Annotated in this window: 19 protein-coding genes; 8 read left to right on the top strand and 11 right to left on the bottom strand. The window is 54.6% G+C overall.

Going from position 1 to position 26,987, the window contains the following annotated elements; translation table 11 throughout:
* Window positions 1–26: 26 nt before the first annotated feature.
* The 6 genes from BSF79_RS15175 to repA all read right to left on the bottom strand — a co-directional run bounded on the left by BSF79_RS15175 (window position 27) and on the right by repA (window position 5,483).
* Window positions 27–416, bottom strand: coding sequence for a DUF3768 domain-containing protein (locus BSF79_RS15175; RefSeq protein WP_090270679.1), 390 nt, complete (start codon window positions 414–416; stop codon window positions 27–29).
* A gap of 90 nt (window positions 417–506) precedes the next feature.
* Window positions 507–1,439, bottom strand: a complete 933-nt coding sequence (locus tag BSF79_RS15170) for an ArdC family protein (protein ID WP_090270678.1) — start codon at window positions 1,437–1,439, stop codon at window positions 507–509.
* Window positions 1,440–1,480: 41 nt separating this feature from the next.
* On the bottom strand, window positions 1,481–1,951 hold the full coding sequence (locus tag BSF79_RS15165; protein ID WP_090270677.1) for a hypothetical protein: 471 nt from the start codon (window positions 1,949–1,951) through the stop codon (window positions 1,481–1,483).
* Between the two features lie 148 nt (window positions 1,952–2,099).
* Window positions 2,100–3,161, bottom strand: coding sequence for a helix-turn-helix domain-containing protein (locus tag BSF79_RS15160; RefSeq protein ID WP_245776422.1), 1,062 nt, complete (start codon window positions 3,159–3,161; stop codon window positions 2,100–2,102).
* Between the two features lie 142 nt (window positions 3,162–3,303).
* Window positions 3,304–4,299, bottom strand: coding sequence for a plasmid partitioning protein RepB (gene repB / locus BSF79_RS15155; RefSeq protein WP_090270676.1), 996 nt, complete (start codon window positions 4,297–4,299; stop codon window positions 3,304–3,306).
* Window positions 4,299–5,483: a plasmid partitioning protein RepA gene (gene repA, locus BSF79_RS15150; RefSeq protein WP_090270675.1), complete on the bottom strand. Its 1,185-nt coding sequence runs from the start codon at window positions 5,481–5,483 to the stop codon at window positions 4,299–4,301. The genes repB and repA overlap by 1 nt, the downstream gene beginning before the upstream one ends.
* 1,244 nt (window positions 5,484–6,727) lie before the next feature.
* Here repA and BSF79_RS15145 point away from each other — a divergent pair.
* From BSF79_RS15145 to BSF79_RS15130, 4 genes are all read left to right on the top strand, one after another.
* The gene (locus tag BSF79_RS15145; RefSeq protein ID WP_217650083.1) at window positions 6,728–8,563 is read left to right on the top strand and encodes a type II toxin-antitoxin system HipA family toxin; all 1,836 of its coding nucleotides are present in this window, start codon (window positions 6,728–6,730) and stop codon (window positions 8,561–8,563) included.
* A gap of 134 nt (window positions 8,564–8,697) precedes the next feature.
* Window positions 8,698–11,229: a tellurite resistance TerB family protein gene (locus BSF79_RS15140; protein ID WP_090270673.1), complete on the top strand. Its 2,532-nt coding sequence runs from the start codon at window positions 8,698–8,700 to the stop codon at window positions 11,227–11,229.
* A complete protein-coding gene (locus BSF79_RS15135) occupies window positions 11,222–12,529 on the top strand; it encodes an ATP-binding protein (RefSeq protein ID WP_090270672.1) in 1,308 nt (435 codons plus the stop codon). Before BSF79_RS15140 ends, BSF79_RS15135 begins: the two co-directional genes overlap by 8 nt.
* 9 nt (window positions 12,530–12,538) lie before the next feature.
* The gene (locus tag BSF79_RS15130) at window positions 12,539–14,713 is read left to right on the top strand and encodes a DEAD/DEAH box helicase (RefSeq protein ID WP_090270671.1); all 2,175 of its coding nucleotides are present in this window, start codon (window positions 12,539–12,541) and stop codon (window positions 14,711–14,713) included.
* 438 nt (window positions 14,714–15,151) lie between these two features.
* On the opposite strand, the gene BSF79_RS15125 is transcribed toward BSF79_RS15130, so the two are convergent.
* The gene (locus tag BSF79_RS15125) at window positions 15,152–18,232 is read right to left on the bottom strand and encodes an AAA family ATPase (protein WP_090270670.1); all 3,081 of its coding nucleotides are present in this window, start codon (window positions 18,230–18,232) and stop codon (window positions 15,152–15,154) included.
* The gene (locus BSF79_RS15120; protein WP_090270669.1) at window positions 18,229–19,365 is read right to left on the bottom strand and encodes an exonuclease SbcCD subunit D; all 1,137 of its coding nucleotides are present in this window, start codon (window positions 19,363–19,365) and stop codon (window positions 18,229–18,231) included. The genes BSF79_RS15125 and BSF79_RS15120 overlap by 4 nt, the downstream gene beginning before the upstream one ends.
* Window positions 19,366–19,436: 71 nt before the next feature.
* Here BSF79_RS15120 and BSF79_RS15115 point away from each other — a divergent pair, with 71 nt between their 5' ends.
* The 3 genes from BSF79_RS15115 to BSF79_RS15105 are packed head-to-tail and all read left to right on the top strand — an operon-like array spanning window position 19,437 to window position 20,979.
* A complete protein-coding gene (locus BSF79_RS15115; protein WP_090270668.1) occupies window positions 19,437–20,255 on the top strand; it encodes a BrxR family helix-turn-helix transcriptional regulator in 819 nt (272 codons plus the stop codon).
* Window positions 20,245–20,490, top strand: a complete 246-nt coding sequence (locus BSF79_RS15110; protein WP_090270667.1) for a WGR domain-containing protein — start codon at window positions 20,245–20,247, stop codon at window positions 20,488–20,490. The genes BSF79_RS15115 and BSF79_RS15110 overlap by 11 nt, the downstream gene beginning before the upstream one ends.
* Before the next feature lie 9 nt (window positions 20,491–20,499).
* Window positions 20,500–20,979 carry a hypothetical protein gene (locus tag BSF79_RS15105; RefSeq protein WP_139246457.1) on the top strand — a complete coding sequence of 160 codons (480 nt, stop codon included), beginning with the start codon at window positions 20,500–20,502 and terminating at the stop codon, window positions 20,977–20,979.
* 80 nt (window positions 20,980–21,059) lie between these two features.
* Here BSF79_RS15105 and BSF79_RS15100 read toward each other — a convergent pair whose 3' ends face one another.
* The 3 genes from BSF79_RS15100 to BSF79_RS15090 are packed head-to-tail and all read right to left on the bottom strand — an operon-like array spanning window position 21,060 to window position 26,634.
* Entirely contained in the window at window positions 21,060–23,048 is a 1,989-nt protein-coding gene (locus tag BSF79_RS15100) for a UvrD-helicase domain-containing protein (RefSeq protein WP_175545344.1), read from the bottom strand.
* Window positions 23,049–23,071: 23 nt separating this feature from the next.
* Entirely contained in the window at window positions 23,072–25,120 is a 2,049-nt protein-coding gene (locus BSF79_RS15095) for an ATP-dependent nuclease (protein WP_090270664.1), read from the bottom strand.
* 8 nt (window positions 25,121–25,128) lie between these two features.
* Window positions 25,129–26,634, bottom strand: a complete 1,506-nt coding sequence (locus BSF79_RS15090) for a Fic family protein (protein WP_175545343.1) — start codon at window positions 26,632–26,634, stop codon at window positions 25,129–25,131.
* Window positions 26,635–26,796: 162 nt separating this feature from the next.
* Between BSF79_RS15090 and BSF79_RS20000 the strand changes: the two genes are divergently transcribed.
* Window positions 26,797–26,987: hypothetical protein (locus tag BSF79_RS20000; RefSeq protein ID WP_217650081.1), on the top strand; the 191-nt coding region annotated here is incomplete at its 3' end.

Genomic DNA, 26,987 nt, shown 5'->3' with positions numbered 1-26,987 from the left:
ATGTTCAGAACGTCGGATCCCCTGCCCTACCAGTCGGATGCCATCATAATGGTGAGCACGCGCATGGTGGTTGCAGGGTTGTCAGAGGCCTCAGCACCGTAGCGGAAATCGCCATCCGCCTCATAAAGATCGATTTTCCAAAAGACCTTTTGCCCCCTGATATCCACGGCTCCGAAGTCGTGGCACCCGTCTGGATCATTCTCTGGCTCAAAGACATCGAACTCACCCACAGCTTGCACGGCCTCAAGGGCTAAGCCATCTTCTGCCATGGCCAGAGAACTTGTGAGGTGCATTCGACCCTGAATGGGCTGCGAAGGGGTTTCACCAAGGCAGGCGAGTTTGCGGAAGGCATCATTCTGCGCCGCGATTGCTGCGATGTCGGGGCCTTCGGTTTGAGGGCGTGCGGAAGTGGTCATGGGTCTGTCCTTTCAAGGAAATTGAAAACACAAAACCCAAAGCTTGCTTTCACTCTTTGAGTGCCGCCGCCTGCGACAGCACCAGACCTCTCAAGCTGCCTGATCGGTGGCCCCTGCCCTGCCCGCCTCTGAGCGTGCGATCAGGTAATCGCAGGCCTTCTGGGCATCGGCCGCATGTTTGAAGATTGCCGTCTTGTACGAGCGCAGCACACGTAACCAGTGATACAAATACGACGCGTTCAGCTCTAGCGTATGCGCTGTGAACCCGAGCTCCTGCCCTAAAAAGCAGGATGTCAGTTCTGCGACGATCTCTTCGCGGGAATAGGCTGTGTTGCCAAATCGGCTGAGACCGTAATCGCGGTTTAACCGATGCGGTGCCTTGGTGGCATGCGCAAGCTCGTGCGCCCAAACCCCGTAAAAGTTAAGGGGGTCCTTGAAGCGCTCAATGCTTGGCATGAATACCTTGTCGACGGGCGGATTGTAGCGTGCCTCGGTCCCCCCAAAGACCGTCGTAATATCGATGGCATCAAAGAACGCCTGCATATGCGGGATTGGCGCGGATGGCATATGATCGGGGACTGGGCAAGCATCCGGGTGGAATGCATCCGGCAGGCCCTCGATTTGATCTGCATTGAACACACGATATGACTTCTGGAACCGAAACACGCGGGCTTCTTCGGCATTGCCATCGTTGGCATCCTGCTCATCATCGGACTGCGTTCGACTCTGGCCATAATAAACAACAACGGACGAGCGTTCGCCCTTCCGGATCTTGGCCCCGAGCGTGTTTGCCTGTGGCACCGTCATCCAGAACGGAGAGGTATATCCTGCCATCACCGTGCGCATTGTGAGCAGGAAGTTGTTCACGCCCTGATAGGGCTCACTATTGTGGCGCAACGGACGCGCGCTGCCGCCAGCGGTCCACGGTTTGCGCCAAGGGAGAACCCCGCGTTCGATGATGCGGATAAGTTCATTGGTAATAGCTTCGGATGCGTCGAATTTGGACGTGCGGGAACGGGCCATGGCTGGCCTCCTTTCGCTTGGGGTTGAATTGGAAAGTTGGGTTAGGTTGCGCGACCTGCGCGCGGATCGTTGACGATACGAGCGCCGAGGCGTTCGGCAGCGTCGATATATGTCAGGAGCGATACACGGCTTGAGGCCGTCCAAGGCTCTGGGTCGATCCCGCCATCCATTGTGACCTTGGGCAGGTTTGCGAAAGCGATGATGTCTCGGACGGGGCGGCAGTCGATCAGAGGCGCTCCAAGCCGGACGGCCAAGCTGGCGAGCGGGAAGCGTTCAACGGGGGCATAGAGCGAGACTGTTGTCAGCCCGAGGTGAAGAATGGTCCCTCCCCCACCGCAACTGACATAGGCATTGGGGTTGTTGATCGCAGTCCGAAGGTAGCCAAGGTCACGTAGGATCGTTTGGCGTTCCAGCCGACAAGCCTCATCAAGGTCACCAGTTCTTCTAAGCTCTCGATGCCGCCACCACGACTGAGCTTCAGTGCGCAGCACGCGCAATACTTCTGTTTGCATGGGAGGTTCCTTGTCAGGACAGACAGGCCGGAAACCGACCCGGACCCGTCAGGAACACCCCAGAAGGGTTCCTTCAGACAGTCCCAAAACAAGAAGGAAACTTTTACTTTTCGGCAGCACTACTAACCAAAACAGTGTCTAACGGACCCTACAGACTCTTTCTTCTTCTCATGGGCTGGAGCAACGTGTCCCAGGCCAAAGTCCCATTGGTAAGTCCTTGCAGTAAGTGGAATGCATAGCCACGAGGTTTCTTAATGCTTTCTATGCGCTCTAATAAGTAACCTAGGGTCATAAATGTTTTTGCTGGACCAAGTTTTTTAATATCGAACCAAAGGTTACCTAAGTCGAGATGGTTTGCGATATCGCTCATTCGACGTTCACAATCTGTTTGGCTACGTGCTGTTCTCAGTTCAGCGCAGAGTCTAGGGTAGGCGCGTTCCATCTCGTCTGGACCAACTTCAATCCTAAATGAATCTTCTTCTTTAACTGACTGATTCAAATGAGGTTCTTTGTGCCCCTCATTTTTTGGGGCTGTGTCCCTCAAATTGTCTGCCTGATCAGGAGCAACTTCTTCAAAGTGAGATGTAATATTCGTCAACAAGGCCGTTAGAGCTTCTTCGGGCGAACGCCTGCGCAGGAGGTTTCGAGCAGTGTTGAAGAAGGCTTCAAGATCTGGGCGGACCGGGAGATACCTCTTGAGGCTTGCGAGTGCGATTGCACACTTGTCTCGTAAGATCGATAGGCTAGCAGCGCGTTCTTTATGCGTTTGATTTATTTGAACAAATTCAGAGTATCGCGCTGATAGCGGCATCAAAGAAAGTCCTGTGGCGAGCACAATACGGCCACTTGTGTCCCGTCTAGCCCATCGTTTGCCGTTGGCGCTGGAGCGGCGCGACAGGAGGCCAAGAGAGACGAGTTTGGTGATGTGCCGTTCTACGGTTTGAACACTAACATGGGTCCGCTTTGCCAAAGCAACGTTGGATGCAAAGCAGATATGCCCGTCATCTTGTGCCGCAGTGATTTGATCGCCCTTGATGAAGGAGATCATGGCGCGCAGGAGGGAAATCGATGTCCCCTTGAGCCCCAAGGGCTCTCGGATGTCTTCTATGACCTGCAAGAGTGACCACTTTGTCGGGGCAATATCTCGCTGCCCCGCCGAATATACTGGCGAGTGGGCTCCATTTGGAGCCAGTCCTGTCATTGTTTTCATGATTTTGTCGGCAGACAAAAAATTCCCATGCGCTCGGAAGCGTTTTTTCTTGTTCGATGATTCGGGGACTGCTACCGTTTAGGTGTCTAGTCTAACGGCGCTTACGCGCTGCAGCCCTCGAAGCTCCGGCTTCGGGGGTTTTCTATTCGCCGTCCTCCTTTCTGCTTTGGCCTCGGGTGTCATCCTGCGAGTTTACAGCTGTAAACTCCTTATAGGATTTGGTGATGATGTCTTCGAGATGGCGGTCGAGCCATGCTCCGAAGGCGGCATCCTTGCCAGTCTTTTTAACGGCAAGGGTGACGGAAGAATTGCTAGATTTGATCGTAACGCCTGGTGCGGGCGTGACCGCCCTGCCCTCTTTTGGGCGTGCACCGCGTCGGGCGATCTCTGCCAAGAGCCGTTCCAGGCGATCATCTGATGAGAGATCAGGATCCAGTTTCGAGAGAATTGAAAATGCGGCGCTTGCGGTAACCTTCTTCGCGATGAAGGCGTCTGCAAGCGCCGTCCACTTCGGACGGCCTGACTTTTGGGCAGCGCCGATGGCGTCGCCGACATCGTCTGGAACATTCTCGGTGACTTTGGTGAGATGGGACAATCCGGGCGCTGACAAGCTCAAGACTTGCCGCACCGTCTTTGTGTTGTGCCCCGCAACCTGAATAACGGCTGCGAAGCGCGCTTTTTCATAAAACGACAGATTGCGGCGTGCAGCATTCTCGAGGCCTTTGGCAAGTAAGGCTGAAGCGTCATCAAGGTCTTCGACATTGGCGCGAACCTTCAGTCCCAACTCACGACAAGCCTTGAGGCGGCGGCGGCCATAAATGACCTCGTATCGTCCGTCGCTACTCGAGCGGCGCACAAGGATGGGCACCTGTTGGCCTCCCTCTTCGATGCTGGTCTTGAGGGCTTCGAACCCGTCACCCCCTTCATCCGAGTTTACAGCTGTAAACCCGTCAAGACGGTCTTTCGGACCCCATTCATCAATCAGCTTTGGATCAATCTCGCGGATGGCGGATAGAGAGCCTTGGAGAGCACCAAGTGCCGGAGCGCTGGTATTTGGTTTGCGCTCAGAGGTGCGTGGACCGGAATCTGCAATCGTCTTGGCGATGCCGGAGAGACCTTGAAGGGATTTACGGGCCATTAGCTACGCCCCCATGATTGGTGGATCATTGCTTCAACCTCTTTGCCGATCGCATCCATTGAGTTTTTCGCGCGATCATAGGTTGCGCGGGTCATTTCTGATTTCACGACCTCGTAGATCGATTGTTTGAGCATGGTAGCGTCGCTGATCGCAGTGCTTTTGAGGGCGGTCGCGCCCATGACGCGATCTTGAAAGAGCGCGCGCATAAAGGACGTGAGCTGTTGTGATGGGACGTCTGTCGGCTCATCGCGTGTGATCAGGAACTTAAAGTGATCGTATTGCAATTCCGCGCCTGCTTCTTCGATGACGCCCATATAAGCACCCGCCAGTTCCAAGAACTGTGCGGTTGAGGAGACGTCGAGCATGGATGGCGTGAGGGGTACAATCAAAGAGGTCGCTGCGGCCATGCCAGAAATCGTCAGGAAGCCAAGCTGAGGCGGGCTGTCCATTAAGACGACATCATACTGGTCTTCGACTTGAGCGAGCGCACTTCTTATTCGTGTGAAAAACGGCTGATCAGGGCTCGAGTTTACTGCTGATTCCGTTTCAAACTCTGACAGGAGCAGGCGGGAAGGGGCGAGAGACAGCCCTGGAAAATAGGTTTCGACGATTGTGTCGGCAAAGGGCACGGGATCGTCGTACCTAATGGCATCATAGACAGTTAGTCCGTCAAATTCGATCTCTGGGCTGATTCCGCACATGGATGTCAGTGAGCCTTGGGGGTCTAGATCAACAGCCAAGACCTTATAGCCTTGCAGTGCGAGAAAATGGGCCAAATGGATTGTCGTGGTACTCTTACTCGAGCCGCCCTTGAAGTTCATCAACTGCCAGACTTGTAGCTTATCTCCATCCCTCCGGCCGGGAAGATAACGACCCTTTTTGCGAGAGGTTTGTTCGAGGATCTGGCGGGCATTCCAGATGTCGCGTGCGGTATAGTAGCGACGTCCAGCGCGGATCTCTTGAGGCTCGGGCAGGGTGCCTTCACCGTGTACTTTGCGCATGAATTGACCCGATACACCCAAGAGTTCGGCGGCCTCAGGCGCGCTGAATAGGCGTAGGGATTTCGTGTTGTCGGGCGCGAAGGCCGACAACAAATGTTCGCGGATCGCCGTGGTGAGGCGCTCTGAAATATCGGTTGCCAGCTCCGACGGTCGGTTGGTAACGATTGGTGTCACGGGAATCATGTGGTTGCCCCAAATTGCTCAATATGGCTTTTTTCGCGCCACTTGGGGATAAAAGCTGCGATTCACAGCCTTAAGTCAATGCTTTTTTCCTATTTAGTGTCTAATGTGCCGTCATCCGCTATATGGTGCAGCGTAGTGGATCAGTTTACAGCTGTAAACTTTGAGCGTATTTGGCTGGTTTCTCCACTTTTCCGCGGGCGAATTTATCGTTGATTTGGGTTGCTGTTGTCCCCGGCTCGCGAAGCTGGGGTAAGTAACTCGTATGATTTAGATGGTCGTATCGGAATAGGGCAGGGGGGCTGCTTCGCATGCCGGTGTTCCGCGAGAGTGAATAGGTGATGGTCCAAATTGCTCCGTTGATGGATCATCTTTCTAATTGTGAGTTCCTTTAGGTAGCGCAAAGGATCGTATCCCGAATGGGCGGAGACGCTGATTTTGCGGCTTCGGGCGCAGCCAAGAGCCTGGTCAGCGCATAAGCGCTGATGTGCCAGTATCCTTGACCGAAGAGTCTGATCCAATCTCTTGCGGTAGCGGAATCATCAGAGACCTGTTCGCGTTTGGGGTGAAACCGGCTCGGATGAGGAGCCGTTGGGTCCGGAAGCAATCGCTCGGTCCGTGTAGATGCCTTCTCACAATCGGAGTGGTCGGCGCAGAAAAGCGTGATCAGTGGGGATAGCAGATTCGGAATTGGCCTTCCGGATGCCAGAGTTGCACAGGTGCGCACGGATTTTAGATTGAGCCTAATTCTGTTGAGAGTGCTTTTCTGGTCCGGCCCGCGCTCCATTCTATTGCGGCGGGGTAGGGGGCGACTGTGGAGATGTCGGTGGCAGTTGAGCTGATCGACCGGTGCTGCTCCCAGACACAAGCTCGACACGGCCCTTTGTTTCCGCTTATCGAGCGGTACGCCGTAGCTGATGGTTCGTGAGTTCTGGAAAGCTGCAAGAGACCCAATTTTAATGCAATCACGGCGTTCTCTGCCTCTTTGGTTTGGGACAGTTGGCCTTGATATCTTTTGCCAACTCATTTTTGACGAGCCTTCAGGAAGGTACGCGTACCAAAATTGAACGACCACAACATGGTCTTGGTTGTGGCTTTTGTGCGCGTGGCTACGTGTGAGGCCTCTTCGGAGTGGCGCTTTCAACCTAACTTTCGCGCATGTCATATGCGGGATAGTTGAAATTTCTTGACGGGTGCCATAGAAAAATCTAACTATCCCGTATCTCAAGTGCGCGAAAGTTAGAATATTGCTCTATCTCATTGGCGAAAACCTCGACAAGGACCGTGCTCACTACCAAGCTGAGACAGGAAAACTTGTTCAACTTATGCGAGGCATCTATGTCGACGCCGACGCAGACATAGATGCAATTGTTCTGCGGAATGCGGTGCGGATTGCGCATTATCTTTATCCAAAGGCCTATCTCTCGGCAGCCAGCGCCACTCTGCTCGCACCTACGCGAGATGGTCGCTTATTCATAAGCGGGAAACGAAATCAGCGTACTCGGATCAGGTCTCTGGAGATCATCCAGAACGTAGCGCCAGATCTGCCAGCGGTCGCGACTGCCATTGTCGATGATGGGGCAGGGGAGTTCAAAGTCGCCGTCTCGTCGATGCGGCAGCGATTTCTTGAAGCTTTTCGGCAACGCAGCGAGCACGCCAGCGCGATTGATGAAGGGATGCGGACCGAGATCGCCGCGCGTCTTATTGAAGAATACGGCAGCCCGTCTGCCGCGGCGGATGCGGTTTGGGCGCTAGCGCGCGAAAACAAATGGTATCGCGAGGGGGAGCATACAGAGCGATATTTGTTGCGTTCTGCTGTTGCGGTGGATGTTCGCAACGAAGCAGCACTAACGTTCTCGGTTGCTTGGCATGGGCAAATCGTCGGTCAGCTGGGTCATGACGGTTTTGAATGGCGATGGCAGCCGCAAGACAATTTCAACTTGCCGCTCGTGCAACAGCGGGTTCCTGGCAGGCTACCCCCCTTCATCCTCTCACTGTTGCCTGAGGGATGGCTCGAGAAGGTTCTCAAAGACAACGACGAGCGTGCGGTTCTGCGCTCGGGCAAACGATATATGTCCAACATAACGATCAGCGAAGACGCAACCGAGCTCGCATCGCTCCCCATAGACATGCTATCCGTGTCGTTGTCCCGATATGCCCGCGACGGTTTGTTTACTGGAAACTATGCCGGCCCCGGGCGCGGCAAGCTTGAAGCAGATTTCGAGGCCGGGCTGGCGCGCCTTTATGAGCGGGCGGACACACCGCGCCTGTCTGGCGTTCAGATCAAGGCGCCAATGTATTTAGCGCAGGATGGCCAATTGTCGCCGAGCGCGGGCTTGCCGTTCACTCACATTTTGAAGCCGGCGGGAACTAGCGGATTTCAGGCGCTTCCCGTGATCGAGTATCTTGCCATGACTCTTGGCCGTGCTTCAGGGTTGGCGTCACCCGACATTGCTTTGGTAGCAATGCCGGATGACATGCCCCCTGCTTTACTGGTCGAGCGCTTTGATATTCGCACATCGCCCGAGGATGAACGCCGCTTTGCTTTGGAGGATCTGTGTTCGGTCCTCGATCTGCCCCCCGATGCGAAGTATGCTGGAACAATCGAGAGGATAACGCGTGCTGTTCGACCGCTGTCGACATCTGCCGGGGAAGATCTTCAGTTGGTCATCAAGCGCGCCTTATTCGCTTGGTTGATCGGCGACGGCGATATGCACCTGAAGAATTTAGCGCTTCTAAAGATTGCCGACCCTGTTGCGGATCGCTTCAGCACAATTCGCCTCGCGCCGCTCTATGATGCGGTCACGACGCGGGTGTTCCCGAGTCTTGAACATGATCGCATGGCCCTGAAGCTGAACGGCAAAGATGATCGCTTGCGGCGTCGTGATTTTATGCAGGTGGCGGCGATCGCCGGCTTGGCTGCAATCGGTGTGGGCGAAGAGATTGATCATTTCTTGCAGGGCTTCGCCGAAGCCATAGACAAGATTTCTCTGCCTGATCTTCCCGGTATGGACCGTGATATCGAGGAGCGGGCAGAGGCTATGATTGCCCTTTGCAGGGAGCGGGTTGCGGCATTCACCTAAGTATAGCGGCTTTGTACTTCGGTAGAGCAAGGCGAGAGCGCTGAATTTAAAAAGGAAACTGTACTTCTACCTAAGCGATAGTGATTGCATCGCAAATCACGCAATCTAGTGTGTTCCGAAAGAGGGTTTCGGTAATGTCATCAATACTAAAGCTTTTTCGAGTTCTATTTTTTTACGCGCTCTATTTTTTGTTGTGCATGGTTGCCGTAGTGACCGTGTTGCAAGGTTGGCCTATTGGCGGTCAAATGCTCTTTGCCTTCGGCTTACCTATCGTTTTGGTCTGGTGGCAAGAAAAGAGACGATCCCGAAAAGTGGAAGCCAAAGTGCTTGCCGTGGAAAGCACAAACACAAGAGTAACTCAATCCGAGCCAGTGGCCCGCGTAAGTGCCCACGAAAAACGCACCGAGCGTGAGCGAGAGAGAACGCGCGAAGCGAATGCTCTTCAATCATCGTCGACAGCGCTGCCCAAACCACCAAAACAGGACTACTCGGAAATCGTGCGTGCCGGCCAGTCTGCGGCACCAGCACTTTCGGCAATCGCAAAGCAGTATGAGAACCCGCGGCCAACAGCACACAAGACGCAAACGAATTCACGTAAAAATGGCTGGATACCAGCGGCAGAGACCGTGACCGTTGCTGCGCGAGATATTGGCGGAATGGTCTATGTCGGCACGCCGCCATTGCTTAATCACCATGGCTATCGCGACAAATGCAGGGCCTACATCGACCCTTCTCTCTCCGTCGCGAGGACAGGGGACGATAGGGCAGGGGAGGGCATGTCATACTGGCCTGGGTATTCTGATATTTCAGCACGAAGCAGGGCGACCTATCTTGAATGGCTGGCAAGCGGCCGTTCTGACTCATCTTATGATCCGGGCTATATGTTCTTGTATTTTTACGGGTTGGAACGGAGATTTTTCGTCGATCAATCCAATGCTGATGCAAAGGATATCATCGCAGAAGTTCGGAGATTGATTTCCGTCTATCCCGAAAACCATTCGGTGAAGCGATACTTGGGGGAATTTCTTGATATCGCGACACTTGCCGAAACTGAGTTTGAGGCGCTGGAGCCGATCTTTGAACGCCAGGGTTGGGAGCTTCCTTTTTCGCTGAAGTATGCGATTGGCGCTCGTCTTGATAAGGGAGAAGCTCTGAGTGCAGACTGGGTTCTGAGCTGGTTGATGTGCCATCCAGAAAGCCATTTGCGCACGCCAGCAACGCGGTGCCGTGATGAATTCCTGGCTTTATTTAGAATCCGATTTGAGGATCGCTTTCCCAGTGGCCTAAAGGTCAGCAAGCCGCGCAAACACCTCAAAGCAACGTATCGCGCAGCCTCAAGCGAGTTTGAGGGAACTCTCAATCCGACAGCCGATGGCAAACCCGTTCCTGATATCTCCGGATTGCGAAAGCCGGTCGAGATTGCGCAGGAAGTTGCAGATGAAGTCATAAACGACCTTGATAAGCTGAGCCGCTATCTTGGTCGGAACCCCGAGGGCAGGGGAAGCATCGAAGCGCACGCTCTTTTGCCACTAGATCTGTGGACCTTGTTCCCATCGACAGAAATGGAAGAGCTGAAAGAGTGGTCGAGGGAGATCATGCAGAGCGGTGGGCTTATTCCGCTGGCCGACGTGATCGAAAAGCTCGAAGGACAGCGTAGAACGAAGATTGGGAAGCGACAGCTAACAGGGGCGGCAGATGCTTTGGCGCGTCTTGGATTTGGGCTAGCACCTGATCCGCGCTTTGCACTGCGTTCACCGAAACCGGAAGAGCCTGTGGTTTTGTTTGATCTTGGTGAGCAGGTCGAAAAGCTGGAAGATGTTTCGGCAAGCTATCAAACAGCGTTGATGGAGTTGGCTCTTGCCTCGTTTGTTGCCCATGCTGATGGGCGTATCGCCGATGCTGAACGCAAAGCGTTGGAGGCTCAAATCGCATCTGTTGTGGGGCTGCGTGAGCAAGAGCGGCACCGCCTTCAGGCAAATATGGTATGGTTCCTTGCTGTGCCGCCTGACATGACGCTGCTGCGCCGCAAACTCAAAGATGTTGGTGTAGAAGACCAAAAGGCGATGCGTGCGGCCTTGGTGGGTGCGGCACACGCCGATGGTGTCATCCAATCCGAAGAAGTCGCTAGCATCGAAAAAGTGTACAATGCACTGGGTCTTGATCCATCACTTGCCTATTCCGACCTTCACGCTGGAGAAATTGCAGACGTGCCACGCACTGTTCGTGCGGCCCAGCCGGGCAATTCTGGAGAGGCCATTCCTGAACTACAAAAGGCAACGGGGCCAGTGCTGGATGCATCTCGGATTGCGGCCATCAGATCAGATACGGCGCGGGTGTCTTCTGTCCTTGGGCAGATATTTGAAGCCGAGGAAGAAGCAGAAGAGGGCAGGGACTCCAAGGATGTAACTCTGTTTGCTGGGCTAGATGCAAAACATGGGGCACTGCTGTTGGATTTGGTGGGTCAAGAGAACTGGACCGAGGACGCATTCGAGCAGCTTTGCGGAAAGCATGGATTGATGCCGTCTGGTGCATTGGAGGCCGTCAACGAGTGGGCCTTTGAAACTCATGATGAAGCCTTGCTGGACGAGTATGATGGATATGACGTGTCTCCGGAAATTGCGGATGCGGTAAAACAAAAATTAGAAGGGGAGGGGCGTCATGTCTAAATTAAAGCCACGTGAGCGCGATGCAATTGTTCAGGCTTTGCGCGCGGGGGTCGTGCCAAAGCTGGGCCTGCGTCATATTCAGGTAGGGCGCGTTCGTGAGATCGAAGAACTTGTGAAGGACATGGAACGCATCGCGGACGGAGGCTCTGCCATCCGTTTCGTGATCGGGGAGTATGGGTCTGGCAAAACCTTCTTTATGAACTTGATCCGGTTGGTAGCTTTAGAAAAAGGGCTAGTGGTGATGTTCGCTGATCTTGCACCCGACCGGCGTATTCATGCGACTGGAGGTCAGGCACGTGGCCTTTATGCAGAGATGGCGCGCAACCTGTCGACACGCACAAAGCCGGATGGTGGAGCTTTGGCGAGTGTGGTTGAGCGGTTTGTTAGCCAAGCGCACCGAGATGCCGAGGAAAAAGACGTGCCTACGGGCACCATCATCCGCGAGCGTCTGAGCCATTTTGAAGAACTCACTGGCGGTTTTGAATTTGCAGAGGTCATTCGCCGGTATTGGGAAGGCCATGAGAACGGGGATGACGAACTTAAGTCTGCTGCTCTGCGTTGGCTGCGGGGAGAGTTCGCAACACGCACAGATGCGCGCAAAGCCCTTGGCGTGCGCACTATCGTTGATGATGCGAGCGTTTACGATCATCTCAAGCTGATGTCCGCTTTTGTGTGCGAGGCCGGTTACAAAGGGCTGCTTGTCGGCCTTGATGAAATGGTGAACCTGTTCAAGCTGACATCGTCCCAAGCGCGCAATGCGAACTACGAACAAATCCTGCGCATTTTGAACGATGTACTTCAGGGCAGTGCCGAGAACCTTGGCTTCTTAATGGGGGGCACGCCAGAGTTTTTGATGAACACGCGCCGTGGGCTTTATAGCTATGAAGCCTTGCAATCGCGGCTAGCGGAAAACACCTTCGCCCGCGATGGTTTGGTTGATTTGTCGGGGCCGGTTGTGCGGCTGGCCAGCCTGACGCCGGAAGATCTGTTTGTTCTGTTGGCCAATGTCAGACGCGTGATGCAGGACGATGAAACGGCTTTGCCTGATACAGCGCTTGAAGCCTTTATGAACCATTGCTCGGACCGGATTGGAGAGGCCTATTTCAGGACGCCGCGCAATACCGTCACTGCTTTTGTGAACTTGCTGTCAGTGCTGGAGCAAAACCCAGGTGTTGAATGGAGTGACCTAATCGAAAAGATCGACGTCTCAGAAGATCGAGGCGAAGACATGAGCGACGTGGAGGAAACGACTGGTGCTCGGCCAAGTGGTGACGACGATCTGATAAGCTTCAAACTCTGAGGCGCGAGGATGAGTAGCGCCTTTGACCAACTTGCCCGTCCTGTCCAGAAATGGATCAGACAGCAGGGGTGGCGTGAGCTGCGCGATATTCAGGCGCGCGCAATTCGGACCATTTATGAGAGTGAGAACGACCTCATCGTCGCGGCATCGACGGCCGGTGGTAAAACAGAGGCAGCTTTTTTCCCGTTGATCTCTCAGGTGCTGGATGCGCCAGCAGAGGGTGGCGGGTTCGACGTGCTCTACATCGGGCCACTCAAGGCGCTGATCACCGATCAAGCGGGGCGGCTGGAAGGCATCTGCCAAGAGGTGGAGCTTCCAGTGGTGCCGTGGCACGGCGATGTGTCGCAATCAGTCAAAACGCGCGCGATGAAGAATCCCAAAGGAATTTTGCTCATCACGCCAGAGTCGCTGGAGGCATTGTTCGTCCGTCGGGGCCTGGAAATCGCGCGCCTGTTCGGTGCAACCCGAGCTGTGGTGATTGATGAGTTGCACACTGTGCTCGATAGTGAGCGCGGGGTGCAATTGCGGTCTTTGCTGACACGTCTTGAGTTGGCAATCAAAAGGCCCATCCGCCGGATTGGACTATCTGCGACGCTTGGGGATATGGATCTCGCCCGCGCTTATCTGCGGCCTGACAATGCGGAACACGTCACATTGATCGAAGCAGACGGCGGAGAAGCGGAACTGAAACTTCAGCTGCGTGGATATCTTTCCGGTGGAGAAGACGACAACACCCCATCTGCCACAGACGCTGTCGCAGCGCACTTATTCGAGCATCTCCGGGGAAGTGACAATCTTGTTTTTGCCGGTGCCCGTCAACGTGTTGAAATTTACGCTGACCGACTGCGCAATCTGTGCGAGCAAGAGCATCTTCCCCAAGAGTTTTATCCGCACCATGCTAGCCTTTCACGCGATCACCGCGATTTTGTCGAACGGCGCCTGAAAGATAACGGCAAACCGACCACTGCTGTCTGCACGTCCACACTGGAGCTTGGCATCGACATCGGCGATGTGACCTGTGTCGCCCAAATCGGCGCACCTTTCACTGTCGCAGCCCTGCGGCAGAGATTGGGACGTTCAGGACGTAGGGAGGGCCAGCCAGCGATCCTGCGACAATACGCGGTAGAAACGAGGCTCTCTTCGGATAGCAGCTTTGTGGATCGTCTGAGATTAGGCTTGATCCGGTCTATTGCGATGATTGATCTGTTGCTGGAGGGCTGGTGCGAACCACCAAAGCCGCAAGCGCTGCATCTGTCGACACTTGTGCATCAGATCCTATCCGTAATCGCACAGCGGGGAGGGGCACCCGCAAATGTTCTTTACAGCGTGCTGTGTCGCGAAGGTCCGTTTCGGCAGATCAGCACAGCAATGTTTACGGATGTGCTGCGCGCGCTCGGTCATCCTGAAACTGGCTTGATAGAGCAAACGGACGGGGGTTTGTTGCTCTTGGGCCAAAACGGAGAGCGGCTAGTCGAGCATTATAGCTTCTATGCGGTGTTCAAGACGCCCGAAGAATACAGGCTGGTTTCAAACGGGCGGGAACTTGGGACATTGCCAATCGACAACATCCTCTCACCCGGGATGATGCTGATCTTTTCAGGGCGCCGCTGGTTGGTTCAGGAAATTCATGATCGTGAGAAAGTTATCATGGTCAAACCCGCCAAAGCAGGTGTGCCGCCTGTGTTCGGTGGTGACCCGGGCGAGATCCATGACAATGTCATCGCGCGCATGTTCGATGTGTTGAAAGCTGATACCAAGCCCCTCTACATGGACGCGAATGCGCTCGGAATGCTTGAGGAGGCGCGGCTGAACTATGCGCAGATAGGGTTTACTGACGCGTCCCTAGTCAATTTGGGCGAAGAAACCTCAATCATCGCAACACGAGTAGGGACAATGAAAACGACAACCTTGGCGCTTGCGCTGAGAGGGTTTGGGTTTTCTGTCGAACAGTATGATGGCTTCCTTCAGGTGGAAGCGGGTGACGAAACCCCGCTGCTAACCGAGGTTCTCACGAGGATTGGGGAAGGCGAAGTCGTTGATCTATTTGCAGGCGCTGGCAACCTGTTGACCGAAAAGTTTCATCCGTATCTGACGCGCGAATTGCTAGAAATAGATGCTGTTTCATCCCGACTGGAACCCCGGGTTCTAGCTACACTGGCGAGAGCCTTCGTTTCTCAATTATAGGCAATCGCTAAAAGGCCAGAACAGCTAGAGAGCGGAACTTCAGACTCGACCTGACGTACAACTAGATATTTTGCGATAGTAGTTCGGATGCCATGAAAAATAGTTTGGCTGTGCCATTTTACAGAGCTTCGAGAAACTATTGCAGCGCGCCAAAAAGATCTGGCGTGTCCTTGTCGCGTCGCCTACTCAAGCCCTCACCGAGATGCAGGCAAGGGTGTTTAATGCGCGTCAGGCCTTTACCGCCCTCGAAGTGAACCCAGCCCCCTTTAGGCATGCTAACGCTTACGATCAGCGCACCGCATATAGGACAAGTCCGCCTGAAGGATGCGCCCTTCCCACTTCCACGATTACCAAGAAGAGTCCAACCGCCGCGGACAAAGACTTTTCGTCCCGTTGATAGTCGGCGGGTGTGGGCTTTCCGATAATACCACCGGTCCGTCATCCCAGCCCTCTTCTTTCCTCAACTTTACTCCCGCTAGGGGTCGAACGTACGTAGAAGCCTTGTGGTATGGCCTCCTGCACTAACCCAACGTGCGAGATTAGGCCCACGGCTCGGCTGCCCTCTGTCAGTGCGGCCAGAACCTGGATCACCTGATCCAGCGTGCCCGCTCCATTCTCGGTGTCGAGGCTGCCAAAGCCCTCGTCGATAAAGATCGTGTCCATCCGGATCTTGCCAGATATGCTCTCCACCACATCGGCGAGCCCGAGAGCCAAGGCTAGTGCTGCGATGAATGTCTCACCGCCGGACAGGGTAGCCGTCGGACGCGCCTTGCCGGTGTTGATGTCGAATGCCTCGATTTCGAGCCCGCGTTTACCGCGCCCACCCGATGCCTCAAGCCCACGCATCAGCCGGTAGCGCCCGCGAGTCATCGGATCAAGCCTCATGTTCGCCGCCTCGAGCACTTGGTCGAACATGGCGCCTATCGCGAAGGTCTCGAGCGTCATTTTGAAATCGTTCTTGCCATTCGCCAGATCAGCTAGCCCACGCAGCGGTCCGGTTTCGGACTCAAGCCGCTCGGTTTCGGCCAAGGCTTCGGCTAGCGACTTCTTGAAGTTGGTCAGGGACGATACATCTGTCCTGGACGAAGAGAGCCCATCGTTGGCGGCGTTCAACTCCTGGGTAGCGTTGTCGAGTGCCAGCTGAAGCGGGGCGAGGTCCGGGCGCTCGCGATCCACGCAAGCAACCGTAGCGTTCTGCCATGTCGTGCGCGCCGCGATCAGGCCCTCACGATGATCGGAAACCGTCTTTCGGTCGCTTTCGAGGGTTGGGAAATGCGCTTTGCAAGCCTCATATCCTGCTTTGTCCAGCCCGACATCGGCCAGCCGAGCGCCAAAATCCCCTAGCGCCTTTTCCACGCGCTGCGCCTGCACGTCGCGCGCCCGCTTCGCTGCTTCAAGTTGCTCTTGCGCACGGGTAAGCGCTTCGCTGGCCGTTCGGTCCTTCTGCGTCGCCAGTTCCAGCGCCTCGGAGAGTTGCCTTTGCTCGCTTTGCAAAGCCTCCCGCCGTGCGACAACCGCCTCGGGCGTGCGCAGACCTTCCGGCAGGGCCTCGACCACTGTATCGCGCTTGGCGCGCGCGCCAGCAAGAGTGGTCTCGGCCTGTCCTAAAGCAGTGCGCGCCGTAGCCTCGGCAGCTTCGGCCTTGGTCACTTTCCGTTTGAGATCGGCCAAATGCTCCGACATCGCGTCAAGATCGACGGCTTCTCCAAGCGTGGCGATGGTGCCTTCCAACCGAGTGATTTCAGCGTCGAGTTCCGCCATCGTACGCTCAGTCTGTTCCTGTTCGTCCAGCGCCCGCTTCTTTTCATCTAGCCACGTTCGGCAATTGCCGAGTTCGGTTTCCGCCCGAACCCGGGCCTCGGCTGCAGTTCTCGCCTCAGCCTGCGCGTCGCGAAACGCTTCGGTCAAACCAGATTGTTCGGGCACGCCATGGGCCGGCGCAGGATGATCGTGGGAACCACAGACAGGGCAGGGCGCGCCTTCGGTCAACTTTTCGGCCAGAATGATCGCCTGCGTGCGCGAAAGCCGTGCTTCCGCATCAGTCAGGGTCGCCTCGGCAGCCTGTGCCGCATCGGTCTTACTCACCAGTTCGCTCGATGCCGCTTCGACCTTTCGTTCCGCATCCGCGACAGCCCCCTGCGCCTTTGCATGCACCGCTGCCTTGACCCTTTCGCGGTCGACCTCGGCCAGCTCACCGGTCAGCTTGCCCCGCACTGCTTCAGTCTTTCGCGCTTGTTCAAGCGCCAGATCGGTCGCATCACGCTGAGTTTGGAGCTTTTCGCGGGCCTCTAAGGCTTCGGTCATCGCCTTCTTGGTCGATGCTTCGTCGTTCAAAGCTTCATCAAACGTTTTCTGAAGTTCTGCTGCCTGTTTGACCTGATTCTCGATCGCCTCTAACCTTGTCAGGTCGGCCTGAACCCGTAGCCGTCGCTCCTCTCCAGACTGCGCTTCAACCAGTTTTTGCGCCGCTTCTTTCTTGGTCACAGTGGCCGTGTTGAGCTCCCCTTCGGCTTTGGTCACGGCATTCACTGCAACCTGGTCATCGCGCTCTGCATTGTGCCAAGCTGTCTCAAGGTCACAGGCCTGCAAGGCATTCTTGACTGTATCAACCCGCTTGGCCAGAGCATCGACTTCGCCCGTTTTCGCTTCGAGATCGTCAAGTACCTGCCGCGCTGTATCGACTGCAACAAAGGCCTTTTCGATTTGCTCGCCGTCGGTCAAAGCCTTACGCGCCGCTTCATTCGCCTTCTCCGTGCCCTGCTGGATACCCAGCTTTTCTTCAACGTTGGCTTCAGCCGCTGCAATCCCCAGTTCCAACGCGTCGGCGCTTTCAAAGCCGCGTTCCTCTAGCCGTGCTACATAGAGCAAGCGCTGCTCGCGCAGTGCTCTTTCTGCCTCTGAGGCTTCATCCTTTAACCGTGCAGCGAGATCGCGATAGATCTTCACGTCGAAGAGATCTCGCAATATCTCGACCCGCGCATCAGTTTTTGCGGCTAGGAACGTTTCGAACTTGCCTTGTGGCAAGAGCACGATCTGTCGAAATTGATCTGCTCCGTAGCCCAACAGCGCTTCGACCTGTTGCCCCACTACCGAGACCTTCTTTTCAGCAATGACACGGCCAGGCTGGCTCGGGCTAAGCGTGTCCACCGGGATCCCGGTGACGTCGAAAAGCGATGCTTCCGCCGCATCCTCGGTCATCCCTTCGCCGCGTGCTTTCGGACGTTCCTGCACCGGACGACGACGGATCAGATAGGTCTTGGGGCCCAGTTCAAAGACAAATTCAACTTCTGTAGGTAGATCTGGCGCGGAGTGATCCGAACGCAGCGAGCGTGGTTCCTGATCGGTCTTGGTTGGCGCCCCGAAGAGGGCAAAGGACATCGCCGAAAACAGCGTCGACTTTCCCGCGCCCGTTTGACCGTAAATTCCAAACAGTCCTGTTTCCAGCGCTGAGCGGAAATCCACCACCTCGGTTGTCGCGAACGGCCCGAAGGCCTGAAGCGATAGGCGAATGGGTCTCATGTCTGCTCCTCCCCGGAGGCCGCGTCATGGAGCTTGTCCGCTACGATCGCGGTTTCGTTAGCATCCGTTTCTCGGCCGCGCACAACCTTAATGAACTCGCCGACCATTTCGATTGGCGTAGTTGCAGTCCGCCCGGTGCCAAGAGCCTTGGTCTCCGGCGCGCGCTCCTGTCGGGCGTAGGCCAGATGACAGGCATTGGGATAGATCGCGCGCAATCGCTTCATCGGATCAATGAGAGGAACCTCATCCGTTAGGATGGCTTGGATGAAGTCTTCAGATGGCGTTCCTGCCAGAAGCTCTGCGAATGCACCAGTGAGCGAGTGCACTTGCCGGATTGGACGGAACGGAACGGTGTGGATATCGACACGGTCGGCTTTCAGATCGACGACAGTCATGGATTTCTCGCTTTCAGCCTCGTCGAATCCGAATGCAAGCGGGGCGCCGGAATATCGAATATGGCGTGCGCCTACTTCCTGCGGCTTGTGCAAGTGCCCAAGTGCAACATAATCCGCACCCTCGAAGACATCAGAGGGCACGGTTTCGATGCCGCCGACCCGCGTCAACGCACGTTCGGCCTCGCCGACCGCACCACCCGCCACGAAGGCATGAGCAACTACAACCCAACGCGCGCCTTCTGGAACTTGATCCTTCGCTGCAGAGATCTGAGCTGCGATAACATCTGCTGGCGCACTGATGCCCTCATCCCCGAACACCTCTCGAGCAGCATATTCATAGGAAAAGGGCAGCGCGGAAAAAGCGATCTCGCCATGTTCATCGCGCAGCACAAGTGGAGTTTCGACCGCGTCGGCAATCCCGCGAACAAGTACCCGTGATGCAGTGGAGAAGACCGACATTGCCTCGATTCGATCGCCGGAATCGTGGTTGCCAGAGATCATCACCACGGCGGCATCGGTCTCCTCAGATAAACGCTTGAGGAAGCGGTTGAACTGCCGGATTGATGAATTGGGCGGCGAGGCACGGTCAAAAACGTCTCCTGCGATCACAAGAACATCGGCCCGTTCGACCATAAGCGCCTCAAGGATCTGACCCAGGATGACCTCGTGATCCTCCTCTAGGCTCAACCCCATGAATTGCCGCCCCAAGTGCAGATCTGCCGTATGAAGGATTTTCATATTACACCATTAAATTTTATACGTGTAAAAAGTATATGGACAATTGGTGGGAGTCAAGCTAGCTTCCAACCATGACCTTCAAAGACCTCAAACACGCTCAGCGCGCACGCTTGGAATACCTAGACAGGTTGTTTTTCTGGGAGGGCGCGGCGACCCGTGCCTCATTGATTAAACAGTTTGGAATTTCGAATGCGCAAGCCGCGCTCGATTTTCGTACTTACCTCGCAGAAGCGCCAAAAGACGCACTGCACTATGATGCGTCGGCGCGCAGATACCTCGCGGACGCGAGCTTTGAACAGCTGACCGGTAAAGCCTCTTCGATCGAGTTGGAGCAGCTTCTTTCCAGCGCACCACTACCTGCATTCGATAGATTGCCCGATTTGCAACGCACTCAGAACCTGCGTGTCCTACGTCCGCTGTTCCGCGCATTCCGAGCAAATGAGGCAACGCAGATCGTTTACCAATCGATGCGAGACCCGGAGCCGATGACACGCTGGATTGCACCTGTTCGGTTCGCCTCTGATGGGGTTAGGCTTCACGTGCGAGCCTGGTGCTTTGAACGGGAGGGTTTCCGTGACTTCCATCCTGCTCGCATCGACCCTGATCATTCTTTCTCGAAAACCAAGCCAGCCGATGCGGTGCCCCGAGACTATGATTGGTTCACCTGGGCTATTCTGAAGCTTAAACCGCATTCAAGGTTGACCGAGGCGCAGCAACGTGTGGTGCGCATTGAATTTGGGTTCAACGGAGATATGCTTGAAGCCAGAACCCGTAAAGCGCTCGAATTCTACACTGAGCGTCGGTGGGGTCTTGAACAGAAAGAGCCTCGGCTCGAACGCGTCTCCGTCTCTTATGTCCCGATGAGCGAGGAGGAAATCAATGCAATTTGACATGCGACGCGTTGATCCATCAGTCAACATGTACCGCTTCTATTCCGTGGAACTGACCAAGGACCTTTTCGGACATATCGGTGTTCACCGTCAGTGGGGTCGCTTCGGCACTTGGGGGCGGCATCGGCATGACTGGTTCACGTCTAAAACCGAAGCAGAATATGCCAAATCCGATCTGGTCAAACAAAAACTAGCAAGAGGCTATCTGCTCAAGCTGACGTCCTCTGAGGTTTAGGAAAAACGCATGTCGTCATTAGGCAAATGGTCAAAGCAAGGTGTTCCCCAGAAAGGCTGGACCTGTATCGGGTTTGAAGATCTCGGCGAGCCCGCCGCGGAATGTGAAATGTGCGAAAATCAGGAGATCCGATATGTCCACCAAATGCAGCACCCCGACTATCCGAATATCCTGGATTGTGGCTGCGTCTGTGCTGGTAGGATGGAAGAAAACTACGCAGCTGCTTCAAAGAGGGAATCTGACAGCAAGAACTTGGCGCAACGACGGGCGCGGTGGCTGAAACGCAAATGGAAAGTGTCGACAAACGGAAACGACTATCTAAAGACGGATGGCTTCCATATTGTTGTATTCGCTAGATCCGGTGGGTGGAGCGGAACAATAACCAATCTGGCCAACGGAATCGCGACCCAGGCCCGCCGTGTCTACGAGACCCAAGATAAGGCAAAGCTTGGGGCATTTGATGGAATGATCTGGCTGAAAACACACTAGATCAAAATACAAGAATGGTTCTGTGAATTTGGCTCACGCGATGCGCAAAACGCATTGAACGATGGGACTGGAACAATACCTCAAGTGCAGAGGTCCCGGATCTCCCACCCTCGCGCTCGAAGCTGCTCTAGCGCCTTGGCTCTATCTGCCGCTATGGCTGAGTTCCGCAGAGCCATCGCAACAAGATGCGTCGGTCGTGTCATTGCGACATAGGATTGTTTCAATCGCGAGAGGTTGCGAACGACTTCGCCGTTTCCACCCGATTTTTCTCCCGTGAGCCAGCGAATGATTTTCTCTGATGAGTGGTCGTATAGATAAGTACTCAGCAGCAGAGTCGCAAAGTGTGTCTGTCCCTTAGCCTGATGGATCGAGCCGAGGCGGATAGACACTTCCCGGTCACCGGAACTCACTTTGACGATGTTGTCGATATTCGCTTGCGCACTTTCTAGTTCGGGCAGATCAGCTTGCGGGTCCTCCCAAGCCAAAAAACCGGCACCTGCGTCAAGATCGACGTCGCCCTGGCATAGCTGTCTGGCCAGCTCGCGAAATTGCTGTGCGTAGCCCTGCCATATTTCCTCAGTCACTGGCGTCATCGCAATGAGGAAAGTTTGGGCGAACTGATCATATCGCGCCAATGCGTCAGGGATAGGCGCAAGCACGCTTCGAATGGCCATGTGCTTACGCGTTCGTTCCAGCGTTCTCTCTGGCTTGCCGATTTGTCGAGTGAGCCTCTTGAGGCCTGTCGCGAAATGCGCGATCCCCCCGGCGGTATCTCCGGACATTCGTATCATGATCTGGGCATGATGAATGTAACCGACAAGCGTTTTGGGATGCAGGTCCGACTTTGATACCTCGGGGCTATACCCGCCCCAATAGTGTTCCACAGACCTTGGAAACTTCGCATGCCCGGCGGCGATCGCCTCCGGTGCTGGTCGATGAACCCCGCCAATCGCAACGCAATCACCAATCGCAATTGTTTCATCGTCAAAGGTTTCGAGGAGATGCGTTCCGAATACGTCTAGAACACCATCTGTATTGTTATCGGGGAAAATAATGATGAGGTTGCGATTGTGTTCAGAGAACTCCGCAGCGCGCTGCGGACCACCTCCCTGCAGTCCAACGCCGTCGATCGGGACAATGGCAAGTGGATTTGCGAGGTCGGCAACGGGGGCACCAAACCGCCGGCTACTTCCGACCGACATAGTGCGACCTTCGCCAACATCAGGAAATGGATCGGCAGTGTTCTGCTCCTGTCCGCTCTTGAATATCTCCTGATTTGGGTCTCCCACTCTTTGTACAAAACAGGGTCCGTTTGTGCGGTCGAAAATGGACCCAAGAAGAGCAGCCTGTCGTTGCGAAGTGTCCTGCATTTCGTCCATCAGAACCAACGGAAAACGGTGAGACAAGCTTGCCGCTATCTCGGGAAACTGCCCGAGAACACACTCTGCCCACACGAACATCTCTTCGTAACGGAAGTGACCCGCCGCAGCGGACTCTACAATAATGCGCTGAGCTTTTTTGTATGTTTCGGTATGAGCTCCGGTAGGAAAATCTCCAGAGGTCATTGCCACGGACAGATTGCTATCGCGAAAGGTAATTTCGTCGATGCTTTTATGTCGTCTCTTCAGCCAGCCCTCAAATCTCCAACGCTCTTGACCCTGCAACACATTCCAACGGAACGCTTTTGCCACGTCATCATCGACGAGCGGTGACGGGAAGCCGTTAGAACGAAGATACGGCAGAGCCAGAAAACGGTTGGCGAAAGTATGGATCGTATCGATGAAATGCGGATAGCGGAGCAGGCGGTGCCCCACGGGTGTGTGACCCAATCGGTTCTGAATTTCTTCACGTGCGACATTTGTGTGTGAAAGTACGCATATGCCCGACGTGGGGTGATGCCATTTCCTTGCTAAAATTGCGAGTTTCGCCACAACCAGCGTGGTTTTTCCGCTACCTGGGCAAGCCGACACATCGAACGTACCAGTTCTTTTCAGGAAGGCTCGCCGGTCCCCATCCAGGTCGTCCAGACCCATCGTGTCGGCAACCCAGGCAATGTCCTCGTCGGTCACTTCCGGTATGGTCGGATGACCTGTCATTGCTCAGCCGCAACCGCACCTGGCTGAGGTTCATCAGCAAGGATTGGCGCCGATCCTTTGCCACAGGCATGTTTGATCGCATCTACAAGATAGGTCGGAAGACATGCCTCAAATGCTGCAGAGTCAAATCCATCACTCGCCGCCTCAATGTCGATTGCGGCAGCCAAGTATTGTGCCGCGATTGCCTTGGATGCCTTTTTGGAAGTGAAGAGTTGATAAATGTTAATCGCCGTGAGCTCATCGTTCTCGCCACAGGCGTCGCGCAACTCCGCAAAGCTCGCCTTTGCCCCTTCAAGAACGTTGTCTTGAGTGGTTGTTCCATCGCATATTTTGTCGTGAGCGCCCGCTAACGCTGCAGCGTCATAAACCATCGCGGCGATTCCATTGCGGGCAAGATCATATTCCAAGGTCCAGTGACTGCTGACGAACGTTCGTACGTTTTGTGCGTCATCCTTGCAGAGATCTTCAAAACGTTCTTTCAAACCTGCTTCATTGGCAGAGGCATCTGCCCCAAAGTCTTTATTTGCTTTCCACCGCCGCTTCGGATTGCTCCACTTTTGATCATCATCGTTGTTGACCAGACCAAGGATCTCGGGTGCAGCATCCGGCATCACATCCATGTCTGCGATGCAAGCCACGGGGATTGATATCCAGGTCTTGGTCTCATCGGACTTTTGAAAAATCTTGCTGAAACGGCGAAGCCCCGTGCCTTTTACGTTGACGATCGATACACCATGCGCACTGAGATCAAGACCAATTGCTCGCGCGATTGCGGGCAAGACCAAGGCTTCACCATCACCCTCAACGATCAAAACCCCATTTGCAAAAAAGAGATTTGCTTTTGTTGCGTCAAGAAAACGCTCCAAAAAGGAATAGTCATTTGCGGAAAGACGGGTTTGGTCGTGCGAGAGAGGATGAGCGGTCTCTCCATCCAGAAGAATAGTGCTGGCGACAGGAAGACCCGAGGCCAAGTTAGGACTGTGCGTAGATAAGATGACCTGAACCTTACGACCCTCTTCATCCAGCACCTTTCCCTCAGCAGCGGTTTTGAGAAACTGCATAAGCCGAAGTTGCCGTTGAGGGTGGAGGTGCGCCTCAGGCTCTTCGACCAATAACAATGGCAATCCTTCTGGTTCACGTCCAAGAAGTAGCAATTCGCAAGCCATGTAGAGAATGTTGTTTGACCCAAGACCAAACTTTCCTCGTGGTTGGGCACCGCTACCATCCATGAGGCCGAGTTCCAAACGCTCAAGGATTTGCCGAAGCCGAGTGTCTTCGCTTCCACCTTCGGTCAAATCGATCTTGCCGGTCATTTGGTCATCGGCCAGAAGCAGCGACTTCAAATAGTCAGAATTGATGGCGCCTTGCGCATCCACAACACCCTTGTGAGATTTCACATTGTGGCCAAAGTATTCAGAAAGACCGAGCAAGCTTAGACCACTTGTTGCCGCCGGTGTTGCTGGCAGATTTTCGGGATCAAACGACGTACCCTCTTTGATTCCGTCGACGTGGTAGAGGATTTGCGACAGTCGGGATCCGCGACCGGACGAGAGTTCACGCTCGGCATCCCGCAATGGTTTCAGATATGCTGAGGCGAGCAATTCGCGAACGGTCATCTCAAGTGCAGGACCCGCACCATCCAATCCCGACCGGACATTAACCTCCACCCATCTGCGTGCAGAGCCCTCTGTGGCAAGACGTCTGGCATGAAGACTCACCAACAGCGAAACCTTCCCGTCCAAGTAAGTAAGATGTTCCGCAAACGTTGCCTGATCGCCGGTTCCGAGATCCGATAAAACGCACGTGATCCTGATATCGTCGACACTGCTGCCGGCCGCATCGACGTGAAAGTCTTCCGGTTGCACCTTGAAATACATTTGATCACGGCTCAGCAATGCATAGCGAACAGCATCAATGATCGCTGTTTTGCCGCTATCGTTCTTGCCGATCAGCGCTGTCACCCCCGGCTGGAAGGTCAATTCAGCAGCTGCGTCGCCTTGTCCAAATTGTCGGAATCCGCTGATGGTTAGTTTTGACAAATACATAGGTGACCTCAGGAAGCATTGAAATTACTATAAATGTTTTCGACCCGCTCGACTTCGTGATCTGTCAGGGCTGCAAATTCCTTGCCACGTGCTCTCGAAGAGAGCTGGCCGTCATTCTGCTGCAAAAAACGGAACAAAAGATCGACGGTGCGCCCGGGCATGTCGAACATGTCGTCTATTGCTGCGCGGAACTGGTCGTAGCGACGGAGAAATTCTGTTTCATAGGGGAGGTCAACTTCGATCGTTTTTTGGACGCAGCTGTAGAGAAACGCAGCATGTGGGGTGGCATCAAAAAAGCGGTAAAAATCACCTGTTTCATTTGTAACATCGACATTGAATTTTTCAGTTGGTGTCCATTCGATTAAAGGCAGAAGCCGTGCTGAGTAGGTTTCGAGGACAGCACGGTAGTCATCAATTCGTTCAAGGATTGCTGACGAGATCGGGAATACAACACCCGGCGGATTAAACCCCCGCTCGGCCAAAACATGATGGAAGATGTATCGGTGCAGACGCCCGTTCCCGTCTTCAAACGGATGAATGTAGACAAAACCAAACGCGAGCACAGCTGAGGCAATCACTGGATCTAGAGTTTGTGCGCTAGTGCGGTCAAACGCGACCATGCCGGCAATCAAGTTGTCCAGATCTTCATGCTTCGCGCTAATGTGATCAGGAAGGGGCATCTGGCTTTCGCGATCATGCGATCCGACAAAGCCGCCTTCCTGTCGGAAGCCCAATTTAATGAAGCGGTCATCCCCAATCACAATCTGTTGGAGACGGAGCAGTTCTTCTTGATCAAGTGGCTGTCGGCCTGCCTCGCCAATGGCGCGGCCCCAACGTTGAATGCGATCTTGGGGGGGGCGTTCGCCTTCAATGGCGTAACTGGATCGAGAGTCCTTCAGCAATAAAAATGCGGCTGTACGCGCTAAGAGATCGCGGGGCACTTCGTCGACAATCTGTTTGGCTCTGTACGCGAGGTCCATTGCGCAGAAAGATTCAAGCTCCGGCGTGCGAAACACCAGAGGACAGAAGTTTGGTGTCCCGGGCAGATTGTTCTTTACTCGATGCCGTGACGAGTTTGACTCGGCCGACCCATATTGAAGACGATCGTCCAGCACTTGGACGTAGCGTCCGCCACTTGCGTCTTCCAGCCCAATCTGCGTTTGGAGGAGCCATTCATAGAGGAACCAAGTCCTCCGCGCATAGCTACCATTGGGTTCATCTTTGACCCACGCGATGATTGGTTCATCGCCAATTGCCTCAAACAAACGTTTGAGGATAGCGAGATCGAGCCCTTCATATTTTAGGGCGAATGTCAGATGACCCCGTAGAGAAGTCTGCGGTTCATGGCGTGGCGTCATGATGCGCCATTCATCGGAAATGACAACGCGGTGCCGGTCTCCGATCACCGAGAGTTGGTGTGGGACAGGGACTGCGAGGGAATAAGCGTCAATGAGCGCACCATAGCCTGCGGGAATGGCGTTCTCTGGTAGTCTTCGTTGGTGAATTGTGTTCACGGGTCCTGAAAATTGAACTTCTGGCGGTTGAGCGCTGATTTTCGTTCCTCCTATGTGAATACCGTTACCAAAGACAATCTGCCCTGAAAAATGTTCCTATCACATGAAAAATGTTTCTAAAACAGGAATTTTGTGAAAAGAGTTACTCCGAAGGGAATGCCAATGACATCACTATACACCCGCATGCGCACCCACGGGACACTGACCGAGACACCGGACGAGATTCCAGACGCGGTTTTTGCACTCCCATCCACTCTAAACTGGATGCGGGCGGAAGCCATACTGGTCTCAGACTGCGCTTTGGATTTCAATGCGGCCCAAGCGTTCTATGGACGGGTTCAGCGTAAGGAGTT

The organism is Thalassovita taeanensis (genome assembly GCF_900110775.1).
GTDB lineage: Bacteria > Pseudomonadota > Alphaproteobacteria > Rhodobacterales > Rhodobacteraceae > Litorimicrobium > Litorimicrobium taeanense.
The sequence above is the reverse complement of the archived record's forward strand: the minus strand, read 5'-3'. Positions and strand labels throughout refer to the sequence as shown.